Source organism: Streptomyces sp. P1-3 (genome assembly GCF_050613155.1).
In the GTDB taxonomy this organism is placed as follows: Bacteria; Actinomycetota; Actinomycetes; order Streptomycetales; family Streptomycetaceae; genus Streptomyces.
Genome location: NZ_CP192512.1, coordinates 6,026,712 through 6,041,164, shown reverse-complemented (window position 1 = coordinate 6,041,164; position 14,453 = coordinate 6,026,712). Strand labels below are relative to the sequence as shown.

Sequence of the window (14,453 nt, the reverse complement as noted above, 5' to 3'; positions counted from 1 at the left end):
TGGCACCCTCAGCGCGTCCGAAGAGGATCCATCGCCCACGCTTTGTCACAGACGCTATGTGACAAATGCTCCGTGACAGACCTGCCGTGACAGACGATGCGAGGAGTCCGTATGCACATCCGCCCTGTCGCTGCCCTCGCCGGCGCGCTCCTGGGAATGTCCGCGCTCTTCCTCCCCACATCGGCGGCGCAGGCCGCCGACCAGCCACAGCGAACGATCACCATCGCCCACCGAGGCGCCTCGACCTACGCCCCCGAGAACACCCTGGCTGCGGTCGACGCCGCCGATGACCTGGGGATCAAGTGGGTCGAGAACGACGTCCAGCGCACCAAGGACGGCGAGCTGATCATCATGCACGACACCACGCTGAACCGGACCACGGACGTCGAGCAGCTCTTCCCCGGCCGGGCGCCGTGGAAGATCTCCGACTTCACCCTCGAGGAGATCAAGCGGCTGGACGCGGGCAGCTGGTTCGGCGCCGAGTTCGCGGACGAGCGGGTGCCCACGTTAAAGGAGTACATGAAGCGGGTCTCGCGCAACCGGCAGAGCCTGCTGATGGAGCTGAAGGCCCCCGAGCTCTACCCCGGCATCGAGCACCAGACACTGCGCCAGCTGCGCAGGCAGGGCTGGCTGAACCACCACCACGTCAAGCACCGGCTGATCATCCAGAGCTTCAACGCCACGTCCATGCAGACGCTCCACAAGCTGCGCCCCGATGTGAAGACCGGCTTCCTGGGCACGCCGTCCGTCGCCGATCTGCCGAAGTACGCGGAGTTCGCCGACCAGATCAACCCGAGCCACAAGACAATCGACGAGGCCTATGTCGCGGCGGTGCACGCCGTCGACGGCGCGCACGGCAAACCGTTCGAGGTCTTCACGTGGACCGTGAACGACGCACCCACCGCGGTCAAGGTCGCACGGATGGGCGTGGACGGCATCATCACCAATTCGCCGGATGTCGTGCGCGACGCCCTGGAGGACGCCGGGCACGAGATCATGGCGGGTTCCCGCTGAGGCACTGACGCGTGCGGGAGGGGGTCGGCCGAGCAGGTCCGAACAGCGCGCCGGGGGTGGGGCGGACGCTCCTTCCCCGGCGCCGCCCGCGGCCCCGGCGCCCGAGCTGCCGAGGCCCGGTTGTCAGTGCCCCCGCCTAGTCTGAAGACGTGACGAACGCAGAGCCGAAGAAGTCGGCTGAGCAGCACGGGGCGCGCCCGTGGTCCTGGACGGTGCTCGACACCCCCATCGGGCCGCTGCTGCTCGCCGCCACCGACCATGGCCTGGTCCAGGTCGTCTTCCACGCCGACGACGCGACGGCGGCCGAGGCCGTGTCGCGACTCACGCGCCGTTTCGGCACCGCCCCCGACCCGGACCGCGGCGGCCCGCTCGACATGGCGATACGCGAGCTGGAAGCGTACTTCCGCGGGGAGCTGCGCACGTTCGCCACGCCCCTCGACTGGTCGCTGAGCGCCGGCTTCAACCGCCGCGTGCTGCGTGAGCTCGCCGACCACGTCCCGTATGGGACTGTCGTGGGCTATCAGGACCTCGCCAACCGGGTGTCCGAGCCGGGCGCCGCCCGCGCGGTCGGCACGGCCATGGGCAGCAATCCGCTACCGGTCGTCGTCCCCTGTCACCGCGTGGTGGAGAGCGACGGCGGGATAGGCGGCTTCGGCGGCGGCCTCGAGACCAAGCGACGCCTGCTCGCGCTGGAGGGTGTCCTGCCGCAGCCGCTGTTCTGAGCACCTCACGGCACCCGCGGCGCCGCTCAGTCCATGCCGCTCCACGCCGGATGCCGGGGGTCGTCGGCGCGCACCACGACGTCGGCGGTCTCGGCAGGCCGCACCTCATCCTCGTAGCGCGCGAACGCGGGCAGTGTCCACCGCTCGCCGTCGTCCGTACGCCGGGCGAGTGCGGACGGGGACAGCCGCACATGTACCGAAAGATCGAAGGGGAACCAGTGGCCGAGGAGCAGCGGTCCGTGCAGCACCAGCACTCCACCCGGCGGAAGTTGGGTGTACGGGCTGCGGGTGGCCCGGTCCGCGACCGGGTCCCACAGGTCGGGCAGCACCCGCCCCGTGCCGCCCGGCTCCAACGGTGTGAAGACCTCCCTCCACAGCGCACCGGTGTCCGTCCACCCGGAGTAGTACGTGTCGACGTCCCGCCGTCCGTACTCGTAGCGCAGCGAGGCGGGCCGAAGGAAACCGCGCGCCGCCACGACCAGCACGGAGCGGCCGCGCGTGCGCAGGGCCTGCGACAGCCGTTCCGCCAGGTCGCCGGTGCGCGCGGCGGGCGCGCCGTCGACGGCCACGCGCAGCCAGGGGCCGCCGTCGGCCGGGCGTGCGCCCGCGACGCGGTCCGCGAGGACCTCGCTCAGCCGTTCCCAGGTGATCGCCTCCCACCGCACTCCCCCATCATGCCCGTCCGCACGGCGCGCTTCCGGCCCCGGGCCGCGCGCTCGCTTCCCGAGGAGACCCAGGAAATGGCAGCCCAGATCATTCTGCTGCGTGGCATCAATGTCGGCGGTCACCGGAAGTTCTCCATGGCGGAGCAGCGCGAAATGATGCACGCCCTGGGATACGAGCAGGTCACCGTCCACCTCCAGACGGGCAACATCGTGCTGGCCGATCCGGGCACCCCGCCCGAGGAGACCGTCCGGGCGATCGAGGACCGAGTCGCCGCCGACCTCGGATTCCGGGTGTCCGCGATGGTGCGCACACGGGAGGAGCTCGCCGCGGTGGTGGCGGCCAACCCGTATCCGCGGGCGACCGCCGAGCCGAAGACGCTGCATGTCGCGTTCCTGTCCGACGCGCCCGCCGACCCGGCCCCGCTGGACGCCCTCGACGTGACGTCCTTCGCCCCGGACCAGTTCCGGCTCATCGGCCGGGAGATCTACCTCTGGTGTCCGAACGGCGTCGGCCGCTCCAAGCTCGCCGGAAAGATCGACGGCATGCGGCTGGGCGTCACGGTCACCTCGCGGAACTGGAACACCGTCACCAGGCTTCTGGCGCTGGCCGACTCGGCCTGAGGCGGCAGAGGAGGCGAGAGGGGAGGCAGGGGGCAGCTCAGGGCACCGCCAGGCAGGTGTCAGCCTGGACCCGCGGTGTCTGCCCCCGTCCAGGAGCGGGAATGGGCACAAGGTGCGTGATGTAACCGAGCCCGTGACCGAGCTGATGAAGAAACGCGGCCGCCAGCCCGTCGTCGCGCAGGCACTGCGTTCCACGGTGGCCGCGACGATCTCGTACGTCGTCGCGCTCCAGCTCAGCAGCGAACCGGCCCCGCTGACCGCTCCGCTCACCGCGCTGCTCGTCGTCCAGGTGACGCTCTACTCGACCCTGACCACGGGCATCCGCAGGGTGAACTCGGTGGTGGCCGGAGTGCTCATCGCCATCGGTTTCAGCGCCCTGGTGGGCCTGACGTGGTGGAGCCTGTGCCTGATCATCCTCGCTTCGCTGGCCGCCGGCCACCTCGTGCGGGTGGACGAGTTCGTCCCCGAGGTGGCGATCAGCGCCATGCTCGTCCTCGGCGTCACCCAGGTGGCGGACACGGCCTGGGACCGGGTCCTGGAAACGCTCATCGGCGCCGCGGTGGGCATGCTGTTCAACCTCCTGTTCGCCCCGCCGGTGTGGGTGCACACCGCCGGCGAGTCCATCGAGGACCTCGCCCGCCGCCTGCGTGACCTGCTGGTCCTCATCGGCGAGGGACTCGGCGCCCACACTCCCGTCGAACGCGCCGCCGCCCGCCTCCACGAGGCCCGCCGCCTGGACAACGACGTCGCCCGGGTGGACGCGGCCCTCCGCCAGGCGGAGGACAGTCTGCGCCTCAATCCTCGCGTCAAGGAGGGCCTGCTGCACCGGGTCGTCCTGCGCACCGGTCTGGACACCCTGGAGATCTGCACGGTGGTCCTCCGCGTGCTGGCCCGCAGCCTTACGGACCTGGCCAAGCACCGCAGGGACGAGCCGCTCTTCCCACCGGATGTCGCCGACGCCCTGCAGGAGCTGTTCACACACATCGCCAAGGCGGTGGAGAGCTTCGCGGTGCTGGTCACCACCCAGATCAGCGAGAACGCCGAAGAGGCGGAGTCCCGGCTGGCGAGCGAACTGGAGGAAGCGGGACTCAGCCGCGAACGCGCGGCACGCCTGCTGCTCCAACGCGTCCAGCAGCATCCACAGCAGTGGCAGCTGCATGGGGCGCTGCTGTCGGAGGTCGACCGGATCCTGGACGAGCTGGACTTGGAGCACCGTACGAAGCGCCTGATGGAGGAGCTGGACCGCAGCGCGCGCGAGCAGCGGGAGCGCTTCCCGCGACTGCGCAAACTCACGCGTCTGTAACCCGATGGGCTCCGTACGGCCAGGTCCGGTCAGTGGACCGCAGGGGCCGGAGGAGGAGTCGTCCCAACCCGTTGTCAGCCGGGCGAGGCGTCGTCCCAGCCCGTTGTCAGTGGTCGGCCCTACGGTGTTGATCAGTGGGAGTCACCCACCACCGACACCTTGGGAGGGGCTTGCCGTGTCCGGGTCGAAGACGTATCTGGAGCTGTCGCAAGAGGGCGGCGGTGCGCACAAGTTCTACGAAGTGACCGTGGACGGCCTCACCGTGTCGGTGCGCTATGGCCGGATCGGCGCGGCGGGGCAGGTGCAGACCTCCACGTTCCCGACCGCCGAGAGGGCGCGGGCCGCGGCCGACAAGAAAGTCAGCGAGAAGGTGCGCAGGGGCTACGCCCCGGCCGTTCAGGGGCAGCGCGCGGCCCGCCCGGTCACCCGCCGCCAGGTCTCCTCCGCCCCGTCGACCGCGCGGGCCGTCGCACCGGTGCTGTGGCGGTTCCGCACCGGCGCCGCCGCCTTCGGCATCCACATCAGCGAGGACCGCTGCTGGGTCGGCAACCAGGCCGGGGACGTGTACGCGGTCGGCCACGACGGCGAGGTCCTGGCCTGCTATCAGTTGCCCGACGGGGTGAAGTGCCTGGTCGCCGACGACTTCTGGATCTACGCGGGCTGTGACGACGGAACGGTCTACGACCTGTCCTCCAAACTGCCCTTCGCCGCCTACGAGATCGCCGCGGACGTCGACATCTTCTGGCTGGACATCCATGAGGGCGTCCTCAACGTCGCCGACCGCAAGGGCGGGCTGACGGTCATCGACCACGAGGACGAGTTCCAGTGGTCGCGCAGCAGCACGGGCGGTCACGCCTGGATGGTGCGCCGTGACGACCAGGCGGTCTACCACGGCCACCAGCGGGGTGTCACGGCCTATGCCTCCGACGGCACCAGAGAGCTGTGGCACACCCCGACGTCGGGAGCGGTGCTGTTCGGCTGGCAGGAGGCCGACGCGGTCTACGCCGGCACCGACCGCCGCGTCGTCCAGCGCCTGTCCAAGGCCACTGGCCGGACCGAGGCCACGTACCGCTGCGACACCGTCGTGTACTCCTGCGCCACCGCGCCCGGCGGAAGTTACGTCTTTGCGGGTGACTCCGCCTCGTCCGTTTACTGCTTCGCCGAGGACGGCACCCGCCTGTGGAAGCTCGGCACCGGCGGCGGCTCGGCGCTGTCGATGCAGTATCTGGACGAGAAGCTCTACATCGTCACCACCGACGGCTCGTTGGTCTGCATCGATGCGAGCGACGCGGCGATCGCGGCCGCGCAGGGCGGCACTCTCCCCACCGCCTTGGACGTCAAGTCGGCCGCGGGCCTGCCGACGTACGCCCCGGCCACCACGGTCCAGACCGTCACCGCGGCGCCCACTCCGGGCGCCGGTGTGATCATCGAATGTATACAGGACGGCAGCCGACTGCGGATGCGCGTCGTCACCGACGGCTATGACCCACGGTGGAACGTCCAGTTCCCCCGCCGCATACGCGAGGCGGGCGCCCGCTACGTGGTCGATGCCCTGCACCCGGCTTCCGGCGGCTTCTACCGGGTCCGCGGCGAGATCCGGCGCCTGCTGTAGGAAGGCAGCCGCAGAAACGGGAGCGGGCCCGGGGGCGTAGCCTGCCCCCGGGCCCCGGGATGCCGCCCAGTTCGCACGCCGGCGTCACTGCGGGCACAGGTCAGTCATCATGTCGTCGTGTTCTGCCTTTGAACTACCGCGCATCGGAGAGGAACTTCAGCTGCGCGGGCCGGACTTGAACCGGCATCCGACGACCAAGCCTGGGCCCGGTCTGTCCGGCGATCGGCGGCGAATGCTGAGTCTGGAGCGAGAGTCTGAGATTGATCACGATCCGGTGTTCGCCACCGGGCCGTGCCGTCACGACAAGCTTCAGCTTCAGCTTGCGCTCCTCGCGCACCCCGACCGCGCACAAGCGGCCGGGGGTTCATGAGGCTACCCGAAAAGATAGCCGAAGACCGCCTCGCCGACGCGCTGGTCGCTGACCTCCACGGCGTTCGCCTCCTCGCGGGCGAACTTGACGGCCTGCTGGAGCTTCTCCACGCGGTCGAGGAGCTCGTTGACACGGCGGGCGGGAAGGGCCCCGGAGAACTTGACGGTGGTCCAGTAGCCGACCGGGATGTCCTCGTAATAGACCTCGACCTGTGCCGGATGCTTGTCGGTGGCCTCCGCCTTGACGTGGTTGCGCGGCACCTTCTTCGTACGGACGGTGCGGACCGGGTCCGTCTTCCACGCGTCCGTGGACGGATCCAGGGACCAGGATTCGGCGGCGTCGAGGATCGGCAGCTTGCGGAGGAAGGTTCCCAGGTCGCTCAGCTGCTTCTCCAGGAAGAGCAGATAGGAGACCGGGACGTCACGCAGCAGTGCGCGGCCCTCGACGGTGACATCGGCGCGAGCCGTGCAGTTGGCCCAGTCCTTGGTGGCGGTGACGTCGAAGAGGCGGGTCAGGGTCGTGGCCGTCTCGCGCAGGACGTCCTCCGCCTTGACCTGCACACGGGTGGACTCGGGCGGGAGCTGCTCGCCCTCCTCGTCCTTGGGCTGGTACGTACGGGATATGCCTGCGAGCAAGGCGGGCTTCTGGAGCCCGTGGTGAGTCGCCGACAGGTCCTGCTGCGTCTTGGCCTTGACGCCCTTCTCGACCGCGATGATCTGGTTCAGTTTCGCCACGTCGCCACAGTAACAGCGCGCGACACAGGCTCTCGAACAGTTATCCGCGGGCGTCGGGAAGGCCGTCAGCCGTGCGGATAGCGGTCCCGGGGGAAGAACGCGTCGTTGTGCGGGTCGCGCTCGTCCCTGGTGTCGGTGAACGGGTGGAATTCCATGGCCAGGTCGTCGGCCACTTCCGCGATCGTGGCACGGCCCTCAGTGAGGGCCAGCCAGTTCGGGGGGAGGGCCAGGTCGCCGTGGCGGGCGCCGACCAGATTGCCGCACAACGAACCCGTGGAGTCACTGTCCCCGGAGTGGTTGACGGCCAGAAGCAGCGCCGAGCGGACAGGGTCGCGGTCGGCGGAGGCAGGCGCGAGCGCGCTGTAGACGGCGATGGCCAGGGCCTCCTCGGCGACCCAGCCGCCGCCCAGCGACTCGGCCTTCTCCGGGCTCGGGTCGCCTTCGGTCGCCAGCGACACCGCCGAACGCAGCGCGGCGAGAGTCTCCTCATGTGCCGGATAGCCAGAGAGGAGTTCCATCGCGCGCAGCACCGCGCCCTCCAGCGAATCGCCCTCCAGCAGGTAGGCCATCATCGCGGCGAAGGCACCCGCGGCGTAGTAGCCCGTCGGGTGGCCGTGGGTGATCTGCGCGCAGCGGGCGGCGAGTTCGAAGCACTGGCGTGCGGGGTGCCCGGTGAGCCCGAACGGCGCCGAGCGCATCACCGTGCCGCAGCCCTTGGAATGGGGATTCACCGGTCCGGGGGTGCCGTCGAGCGCGGCGTGCGGCGCCGGGACGTGGTCGGACTCCAGGCCGGACAGACAGGCGTTGCCGGGCGCACGGCAGGCGTACAACCAGGGCTGGAGGCGGAGCCAGCCGGAGCGCACCGGGTCGTACGACGGTCCGGCGGGCGGTGGCTCGGGATGGTTCTGCGTGTCCAGCCAGCGCAGGTAGGAGTACCGGACGATGGCGGTCTCCGCACCGCCGATGCCCTTGCTCCAGGCTCTGGCGTGCGCCCTGATCAGGCCCTCGGCCGTGAAGAGCGTCATCTGGGTGTCGTCGGTGACCCGGCCCACGGCGCCGTCGGCGTCCGGGACCAGGGTGGTGAGTCCGACCATGCCATGGGCGGCGCGGATCGCCGCCAGGGAGAGGAACTCCACCGGATTGCCGAGGGCGTCGCCTATCGCGCCACCCAGCAGACAGCCGCGGATACGGGTGCGTCGTGCGGCGAGCTCATCCCATGAATGACGGTTCACTGTGGTTCCTCGTCCGCTTCTTCGTCGCCTCCGTCATCGGGCGGCCGGGAGTGCCCGCGTTCGGCCTCGCCCCGGACGATGATCGCATCAGGACGACCGGAGCCACGCGAGAAGAGTAGTTTCGGTAGAGAAGGCCCCTCGGGCAGCGTCTGACAGAGGGGCCTCGGGAGATGAGTCGCGATGTTGCGTATGGTGCGTACGGGCGATGAGCCGGTGCACGCCCGCAGCGCCCTGCGGCTGCGCTGCGGGCTGGCCGTATGGGGACTCCTGTGGGCCTTGGCCGGAACTGCGCTGTTCGCCGCCGCGGGCAGGACCGGCTGGGCTGTCGCGTGCGGAGTGCTGATCGCGATCACCACCACGGACCTGATCGTCGTCATACGGCATATCCGGAAGGGCCCGCACTACCAGCCGGGCCGCGATGTGCCGCCGTACGAACCGGTCGACGAGCACTGGAGCGAACAGCGGACGCGGGACCGTAGGCCACGGCCTTGACCCAAGCGCAGGCCACCGGTCCTGGTTCCATCGCGGGCCGCGGCTCAGGCGCGGACTACGGCCTCAGCCCGCGGCGCCAGTCCGAAGTCGGCGCCACCATCGCGGACCGGTCGCCGTGATCCGGATCAGCGGGGTCCGCGGCTCCGGATCACCGGGGCGGCGCGCAGTGCCTGCTCGCAGGCCCGGGATGCGGCAGTTTCCGGCACCGGTCTGCGTGTCCTCGTGCCCGAGGTGGCTGGTCCGCCCGGGGCGCCCTGGCGCGTGTGCGCCTCCGCGGCCGGGCGTTCGGTGGCGCCCTCCAGGCCACACGGGGCGTGGCCGGGACGGTGATGCAGGACGCGGGTCTGGTGCGACCCGCGCCCGTTGCCCCCAGCAGCCAGGCCCCGGCCGACAGGGCATCCTGACGCTCATCGTGCAAGGGGTCAGTGCTCGCCCCCGCCAGGACTCAGCCGCTCTCACCGAAGCCCGCGGCCGCCACGAAATCCGGGCGGGGGTCGAGGGCTGCGGCCAGCCGGAAGTGGCGCTTGGCCTCGGCAGGTCGATTTGCGCGCTCCAGTGTGCGGGCCAGCGCGAAGTGGGCGAACGCGTTGTCCGGCTCACGCTCCAGGACGATCTGGAACTCCAACTCGGCGGGGCGCAGTTGAGCCGCGCCGAAGAAGGCGCGCGCCCGCAGCAGCCGCGCCGCGGTGTTCTCCGGGTGGGCGGCGATGACCGAGTCGAGCAGTTTCACGGCGCCGTGCGGGTCGCGGGCCGCCAGCAACTGCTCCGCTGCGCGGTAGTCGATGACATGGGTCTCGGGCGTGGGCTCGGGCACAACCGCTTCCTTCCCGTGGTCGCGTTGCCGCTGGTGTCGCGTAGCCGCTGGTCGAACTGATCGTCCTGCCGGCGGCACTCGGTACGAGAGGCACAACCGAGCGGGCGGCCCGCACATTCCCGGGGCGTCCGTGTTGTACGGAGCGCATGGGCACGTGGGGGCGCGTCTACTCGGCCGTGCGCCCCACACGCTCCAGCAGCTGCGCCCAGACCTTCCTGACCTGAGGCTCCAGTGCCTCCAGCGGACCGTCGTTGTCGATGACGACATCGGCGATGGCCAGCCGCTGCTCCCGCGTCGACTGGGCGGCCATCCGGGCGCGTGCTTCGTCCTCGGCCATGCCGCGCAGCCGAACCAGCCGGTCGAGCTGGGTCTCGGGAGCGGCATCGACCACGATGACCAGGTCGTAGAGCGGGGCCAGACCGTTCTCTGTCAGCAGGGGGACGTCGTTGACGACAATCGCGTCCGGTCCGGCCGCCGCGACCAGTTCGGCGGAGCGGTCGCGGATCAGAGGATGGATGATGCCGTTGAGGACCTGCCGGCGCTCGGGATCGTTGAAGACGATGGCACCGAGCTTGGGACGGTTCAGCGCCCCTTCGGCCGTGAGTACCTCAGGGCCGAACGCCTCGACCACGGCCGCCAGTCCGGGGGTACCCGGCTCGACGACCTCGCGGGCGATCCGGTCGGAGTCAATGAGCACCGCACCGTACGAGGACAGCAGACGGGACACCTCGCTCTTGCCCGCGCCGATTCCACCCGTCAGGCCGACGGAGAGCATGGCACTCCTCCACTCGCTCGCTCGCCCTGCTCGCGCGGGGCCGCCGACGCCTGTACCGGGCCGGTCAGCCGCCACGCTACCGGACGGTACAGTCCCAGTTCCGGTCTCGGTCCGGTCCGGTCCGGTCCAGCAGGAGCGCAGCTCCCGGTCGCGGTCCGGTCCGGCCCGGCCCGGCAGGGCCTCAGTTTCCGGCCTCGCCCTCCCGCTCCGCGAGGAAGCGCTCGAACTCCGCGCCCAGCTCATCCGCCGACGGCAGTTCGACCCGCTCGGCCACGAGATTGCCCCGCGTCTCACCGCCCGCCACCGCGTCGTACTGGTGCTCAAGCCCGCGCACCAGCGCCACCAGTTCCTCGTCGCCTTCCGAGATCTGACGCTCGATCTCCTCCTGCGTCTTGTGCGCCTCGGTACGCAGCGTGTGCGCCACCCCCGGCAGCACCAGACCGGTGGCCGCGGTGACCGCCTCCAGCGCGGTGAGCGCCGCGTCCGGGTAGGGCGACCGGGCGACATAGTGCGGCACATGGGCGGCGACGCCGAGGACGTCGTGCCCGGCTTCCGCCAGCCGGTACTCGATCAGCGACTCGGCGCTCCCGGGCACCTGGGCCTCGGTGAAGAAGGCGCTGTGGCCGGGCATGAGGTCGGTACGGTTCCCATGCGGGGTCAGACCGACGGGGCGAGTGTGCGGCACGCCCATGGGGATGCCGTGGAAGTTCACCGACAGACGCACTCCGAGCCGCTCGACAAGCTGCCGCACGGCCGCCGCGAAGCGCTCCCACTCGACGTCCGGCTCCAGCCCCGTAAGCAGCAGGAAAGGGGCTCCGGTGGCGTCGCGCACGAGATGCAGCTCAATGGCCGGCGTCTCGTACTCGGTCCAGCGGTCGCGCTCGAACGTGAGCAGGGGCCGACGCGCCCGGTAGTCGACGAGCCGGTCGTGGTCGAAGCGCGCCACTACCTGATGCGGCAGGCCGTCGAGGAGCCGCTCGACGATCTGCTCCCCGGTCTCGCCCGCGTCGATGTATCCGTCGAAGTGGTACAGCATCACCAACCCGGCGGAGTCCCGAGAGGTTATGGCGTCGACCACCGCGAGCCCGCTCGGGTCCCATGCGTACAAATCCTGCGGATCCAACACCTGACGCTCCTCCTTGTGTTCCGCTGACAAGAACACCGGAGTCAGGGGCGCGCATTCCCGATCGCGTCCAGTCCAGCCGCGCTTTCTTCGTCGTGACCGACCGGTGGGCTGACCGCCCAACGAGCCGGGCTGTGCTCCGAGTTCGGCGTCAGATCCCCCTCACCGGCTCCCGAAGGCGGTGCTGACCGCCAGTGGCAGCTACGGGCTGCATCCGAAGGTCAAGAAACGGCACAAGGCCCGCCCCCATTGGGGGCGGGCCTTGTCAGTGGCTATCGCCTAGCCGCTTGAGCGGTTCAGCTCTGGCCGCCGGCCAGCTTCTCGCGGAGCGCGGCCAGGGCCTCGTCCGAAGCGAGAGCACCGGACTGGTCGGCCGACTCCGAGGAGTACGAACCGCCGGCACCGGCACCGGCGCCCTGCGGGGCAGCCTGGCCGGCCTCGGCAGCGGCCTGCTCGTCGGCCTCGCGGGACTTGATGACCTGCGCCTGGTGCTGCTCGAAGCGCTGCTGCGCCTCGGCGTACTGGCGCTCCCACTCCTCGCGCTGCTTCTCGTAACCCGGCAGCCAGTCGTTGGCCTCCGGGTCGAAGCCCTCGGGGTAGATGTAGTTGCCCTGGTCGTCGTACGACGCGGCCATGCCGTACAGCGTCGGGTCGAACTCGACCGAGGCCGGGTCGGCGCCGAAGGACTCGTTGGCCTGCTTCAGCGAGAGGCTGATGCGGCGGCGCTCCAGGTCGATGTCGATGACCTTGACGAAGATCTCGTCGTTGACCTGGACGACCTGCTCCGGGATCTCCACGTGGCGCTCGGCCAGCTCGGAGATGTGGACCAGACCCTCGATGCCCTCGTCCACGCGGACGAACGCACCGAACGGCACGAGCTTGGTGACCTTACCCGGGACGACCTGGCCGATCTGGTGGGTCCGGGCGAACTGCTGCCACGGGTCTTCCTGGGTCGCCTTCAGCGACAGGGAGACGCGCTCGCGGTCCATGTCGACGTCGAGGACCTCGACGGTGACCTCCTGGCCGACCTCGACAACCTCGGACGGGTGGTCGATGTGCTTCCAGGACAGCTCGGAGACGTGGACCAGACCGTCGACGCCACCCAGGTCCACGAAGGCACCGAAGTTGACGATGGAGGAGACGACGCCGGAGCGCACCTGACCCTTCTGCAGGGTGGTGAGGAAGGTCTGGCGGACCTCGCTCTGGGTCTGCTCCAGCCAGGCGCGGCGGGACAGGACCACGTTGTTGCGGTTCTTGTCGAGCTCGATGATCTTGGCCTCGAGCTCCTTGCCCACGTAGGGCTGCAGGTCGCGGACGCGGCGCATCTCGACCAGGGACGCCGGGAGGAAGCCACGGAGGCCGATGTCGAGGATGAGACCACCCTTGACGACCTCGATGACGGTACCGGTGACGATGCCGTCCTCGTCCTTGATCTTCTCGATCGTGCCCCAGGCACGCTCGTACTGGGCGCGCTTCTTCGAGAGGATCAGGCGGCCTTCCTTGTCCTCCTTCTGGAGAACAAGGGCCTCGATCTCGTCGCCGACTGCCACGACCTCGTTCGGGTCGACGTCGTGCTTGATCGAAAGCTCGCGGGAAGGGATGACGCCTTCGGTCTTGTAACCGATGTCGAGCAGGACCTCGTCCCGGTCGACCTTCACGATGACGCCGTCGACGATGTCGCCGTCGTTGAAGTACTTGATCGTCTCGTCGATCGCGGCGAGGAAGGCTTCCTCGGAACCGATGTCGTTTACCGCCACCTGCGGGGTGGTGCGGGTTGCCTCGGTGCTGCTCGTCATGTGGGAAAGGGCTCCGGTACGGACATGAAGTCGTAGGTACTGCTACGCCGTGGACCCTTATCGCACCGCCGAAGCCGGACAGCCTAGGAGGCGCCTTCCGAAAGATCGGATACGCCTCGACAACCGAGGGGTCATTCAACAGATGCGAGTGCGGCCTGCTCCGTCTGAGGCGCACAGGCCCGCAACGCAACTTGTAGCATACGGGGGCAGCCGGGCACGGTCAATGCGCGAAGATGCGCAGACGGGACTTTCGCCCCTTACCCGGCATTGCATGTCCGTGCTGCGACGCGGTTCACACCGTGCCCCGCGGCCACAGGTCGATTCAGAGAGTACGACGGCACGCCAGATGATCCAAGAAGACGGCCTTCCGGAATCCGACGAACCCACGGCCACACGGCGTGTCGCCGATGACACGGAGAGCAGTCGGGCCAGCCGCGGCTGGTGGGACCGCAACGCGGACGAGTACCAGAGCGAACATGGCGGGTTCCTCGGCGACGACCGGTTCGTCTGGGGCCCCGAGGGCCTGGACGAGGCCGAGGCCCAGTTGCTCGGCCCGGTGGCCGAGCTGAAGGGACGGGACGTCCTGGAGATCGGCGCGGGCGCGGCGCAGTGCTCGCGCTGGCTCGCCGCCCAGGGCGCGCGGCCAGTGGCACTCGATCTCTCCCATCGGCAGTTGCAGCACGCCCTGCGTATCGGAGCCGGATTTCCGCTGGTGGAGGCCGACGCGGCGGCGCTGCCGTTCGCGGACGCGTCGTTCGACCTGGCGTGCTCGGCGTACGGGGCGGTGCCGTTCGTCGCCGATCCGGTCCGGGTGATGCGCGAGGTGCACCGGGTGCTGCGGCCCGGCGGGCGCTGGGTCTTCTCCGTGACGCACCCGATCCGGTGGGCCTTCCCGGACGAGCCCGGCCCTGAGGGGCTGAGCGTCGCCGCCTCGTACTTCGACCGGACGCCCTACGTGGAGCAGGACGAGTCGGGGCGGGCGGTCTACGTGGAGCATCACCGGACCCTCGGCGACCGGGTCCGGGACGTCGTGGCCGCGGGGTTCCGGCTGAGGGACCTGGTGGAGCCGGAGTGGCCGCACTGGAACCAGCAGGAGTGGGGCGGCTGGTCCCCACTGCGGGGGCATCTGATCCCGGGGACGGCCGTCTTCGTGTGCGAGCGGGACTGAGACGTCCTCTTT

16 protein-coding genes are annotated in these 14,453 nt (G+C 69.9%); 8 read left to right on the top strand and 8 right to left on the bottom strand.

Annotated features, from left to right (window positions below; genetic code table 11):
* The first annotated feature begins 111 nt into the window (after positions 1-111).
* Positions 112-1,014: a glycerophosphodiester phosphodiesterase gene (locus tag ACQUSR_RS25785; protein WP_431044996.1), complete on the top strand. Its 903-nt coding sequence runs from the start codon at positions 112-114 to the stop codon at positions 1,012-1,014.
* Between the two features lie 149 nt (positions 1,015-1,163).
* Entirely contained in the window at positions 1,164-1,736 is a 573-nt protein-coding gene (locus tag ACQUSR_RS25780) for a methylated-DNA--[protein]-cysteine S-methyltransferase (RefSeq protein ID WP_431044995.1), read from the top strand.
* A 26-nt stretch (positions 1,737-1,762) separates the two neighbouring features.
* Here ACQUSR_RS25780 and ACQUSR_RS25775 read toward each other — a convergent pair whose 3' ends face one another.
* Positions 1,763-2,401, bottom strand: coding sequence for a uridine kinase (locus tag ACQUSR_RS25775; RefSeq protein WP_431044994.1), 639 nt, complete (start codon positions 2,399-2,401; stop codon positions 1,763-1,765).
* A 75-nt stretch (positions 2,402-2,476) separates the two neighbouring features.
* Between ACQUSR_RS25775 and ACQUSR_RS25770 the strand changes: the two genes are divergently transcribed.
* The 3 genes from ACQUSR_RS25770 (at position 2,477) to ACQUSR_RS25760 (ending at position 5,937) form a co-directional block, all read left to right on the top strand.
* Positions 2,477-3,022 carry a DUF1697 domain-containing protein gene (locus tag ACQUSR_RS25770; RefSeq protein WP_431044993.1) on the top strand — a complete coding sequence of 182 codons (546 nt, stop codon included), beginning with the start codon at positions 2,477-2,479 and terminating at the stop codon, positions 3,020-3,022.
* Positions 3,023-3,167: 145 nt separating this feature from the next.
* Positions 3,168-4,325 (top strand): aromatic acid exporter family protein, encoded by a 1,158-nt coding sequence (locus ACQUSR_RS25765; RefSeq protein ID WP_431047841.1) that lies wholly within the window; start codon positions 3,168-3,170, stop codon positions 4,323-4,325.
* 175 nt (positions 4,326-4,500) lie between these two features.
* Positions 4,501-5,937, top strand: a complete 1,437-nt coding sequence (locus ACQUSR_RS25760) for a WGR domain-containing protein (protein ID WP_431044992.1) — start codon at positions 4,501-4,503, stop codon at positions 5,935-5,937.
* 133 nt (positions 5,938-6,070) lie between these two features.
* Here ACQUSR_RS25760 and ACQUSR_RS25755 read toward each other — a convergent pair whose 3' ends face one another.
* From ACQUSR_RS25755 to ACQUSR_RS25745, 3 genes are all read right to left on the bottom strand, one after another.
* Complete coding sequence (locus ACQUSR_RS25755; protein WP_431044991.1) at positions 6,071-6,274, bottom strand: hypothetical protein; 204 nt, start codon at positions 6,272-6,274, stop codon at positions 6,071-6,073.
* Between the two features lie 35 nt (positions 6,275-6,309).
* A complete protein-coding gene (locus ACQUSR_RS25750) occupies positions 6,310-7,041 on the bottom strand; it encodes a hypothetical protein (RefSeq protein ID WP_431044990.1) in 732 nt (243 codons plus the stop codon).
* Positions 7,042-7,106: 65 nt separating this feature from the next.
* Positions 7,107-8,273: an ADP-ribosylglycohydrolase family protein gene (locus ACQUSR_RS25745; RefSeq protein WP_431044989.1), complete on the bottom strand. Its 1,167-nt coding sequence runs from the start codon at positions 8,271-8,273 to the stop codon at positions 7,107-7,109.
* Here ACQUSR_RS25745 and ACQUSR_RS25740 point away from each other — a divergent pair.
* Both ACQUSR_RS25740 and ACQUSR_RS25735 read left to right on the top strand, forming a co-directional pair.
* On the top strand, positions 8,258-8,392 hold the full coding sequence (locus ACQUSR_RS25740; RefSeq protein WP_431044988.1) for a hypothetical protein: 135 nt from the start codon (positions 8,258-8,260) through the stop codon (positions 8,390-8,392). The two genes, ACQUSR_RS25745 and ACQUSR_RS25740, sit on opposite strands and share 16 nt — an antisense overlap.
* Before the next feature lie 61 nt (positions 8,393-8,453).
* Entirely contained in the window at positions 8,454-8,765 is a 312-nt protein-coding gene (locus ACQUSR_RS25735) for a DUF6343 family protein (protein WP_431044987.1), read from the top strand.
* 445 nt (positions 8,766-9,210) lie between these two features.
* Here the strand turns inward: ACQUSR_RS25735 and ACQUSR_RS25730 are convergent, their stop codons facing one another.
* The 4 genes from ACQUSR_RS25730 to rpsA all read right to left on the bottom strand — a co-directional run bounded on the left by ACQUSR_RS25730 (position 9,211) and on the right by rpsA (position 13,273).
* Positions 9,211-9,579 carry a tetratricopeptide repeat protein gene (locus ACQUSR_RS25730; protein ID WP_431044986.1) on the bottom strand — a complete coding sequence of 123 codons (369 nt, stop codon included), beginning with the start codon at positions 9,577-9,579 and terminating at the stop codon, positions 9,211-9,213.
* Positions 9,580-9,745: 166 nt separating this feature from the next.
* Entirely contained in the window at positions 9,746-10,354 is a 609-nt protein-coding gene (coaE, locus tag ACQUSR_RS25725) for a dephospho-CoA kinase (protein ID WP_431044985.1), read from the bottom strand.
* 181 nt (positions 10,355-10,535) lie between these two features.
* Positions 10,536-11,480, bottom strand: coding sequence for a PAC2 family protein (locus ACQUSR_RS25720; protein WP_431044984.1), 945 nt, complete (start codon positions 11,478-11,480; stop codon positions 10,536-10,538).
* A gap of 293 nt (positions 11,481-11,773) precedes the next feature.
* The gene (gene rpsA, locus ACQUSR_RS25715) at positions 11,774-13,273 is read right to left on the bottom strand and encodes a 30S ribosomal protein S1 (RefSeq protein WP_304461148.1); all 1,500 of its coding nucleotides are present in this window, start codon (positions 13,271-13,273) and stop codon (positions 11,774-11,776) included.
* A gap of 346 nt (positions 13,274-13,619) precedes the next feature.
* Here rpsA and ACQUSR_RS25710 point away from each other — a divergent pair, with 346 nt between their 5' ends.
* Positions 13,620-14,441 (top strand): class I SAM-dependent methyltransferase, encoded by an 822-nt coding sequence (locus tag ACQUSR_RS25710; protein WP_431044983.1) that lies wholly within the window; start codon positions 13,620-13,622, stop codon positions 14,439-14,441.
* Positions 14,442-14,453: the final 12 nt, after the last annotated feature.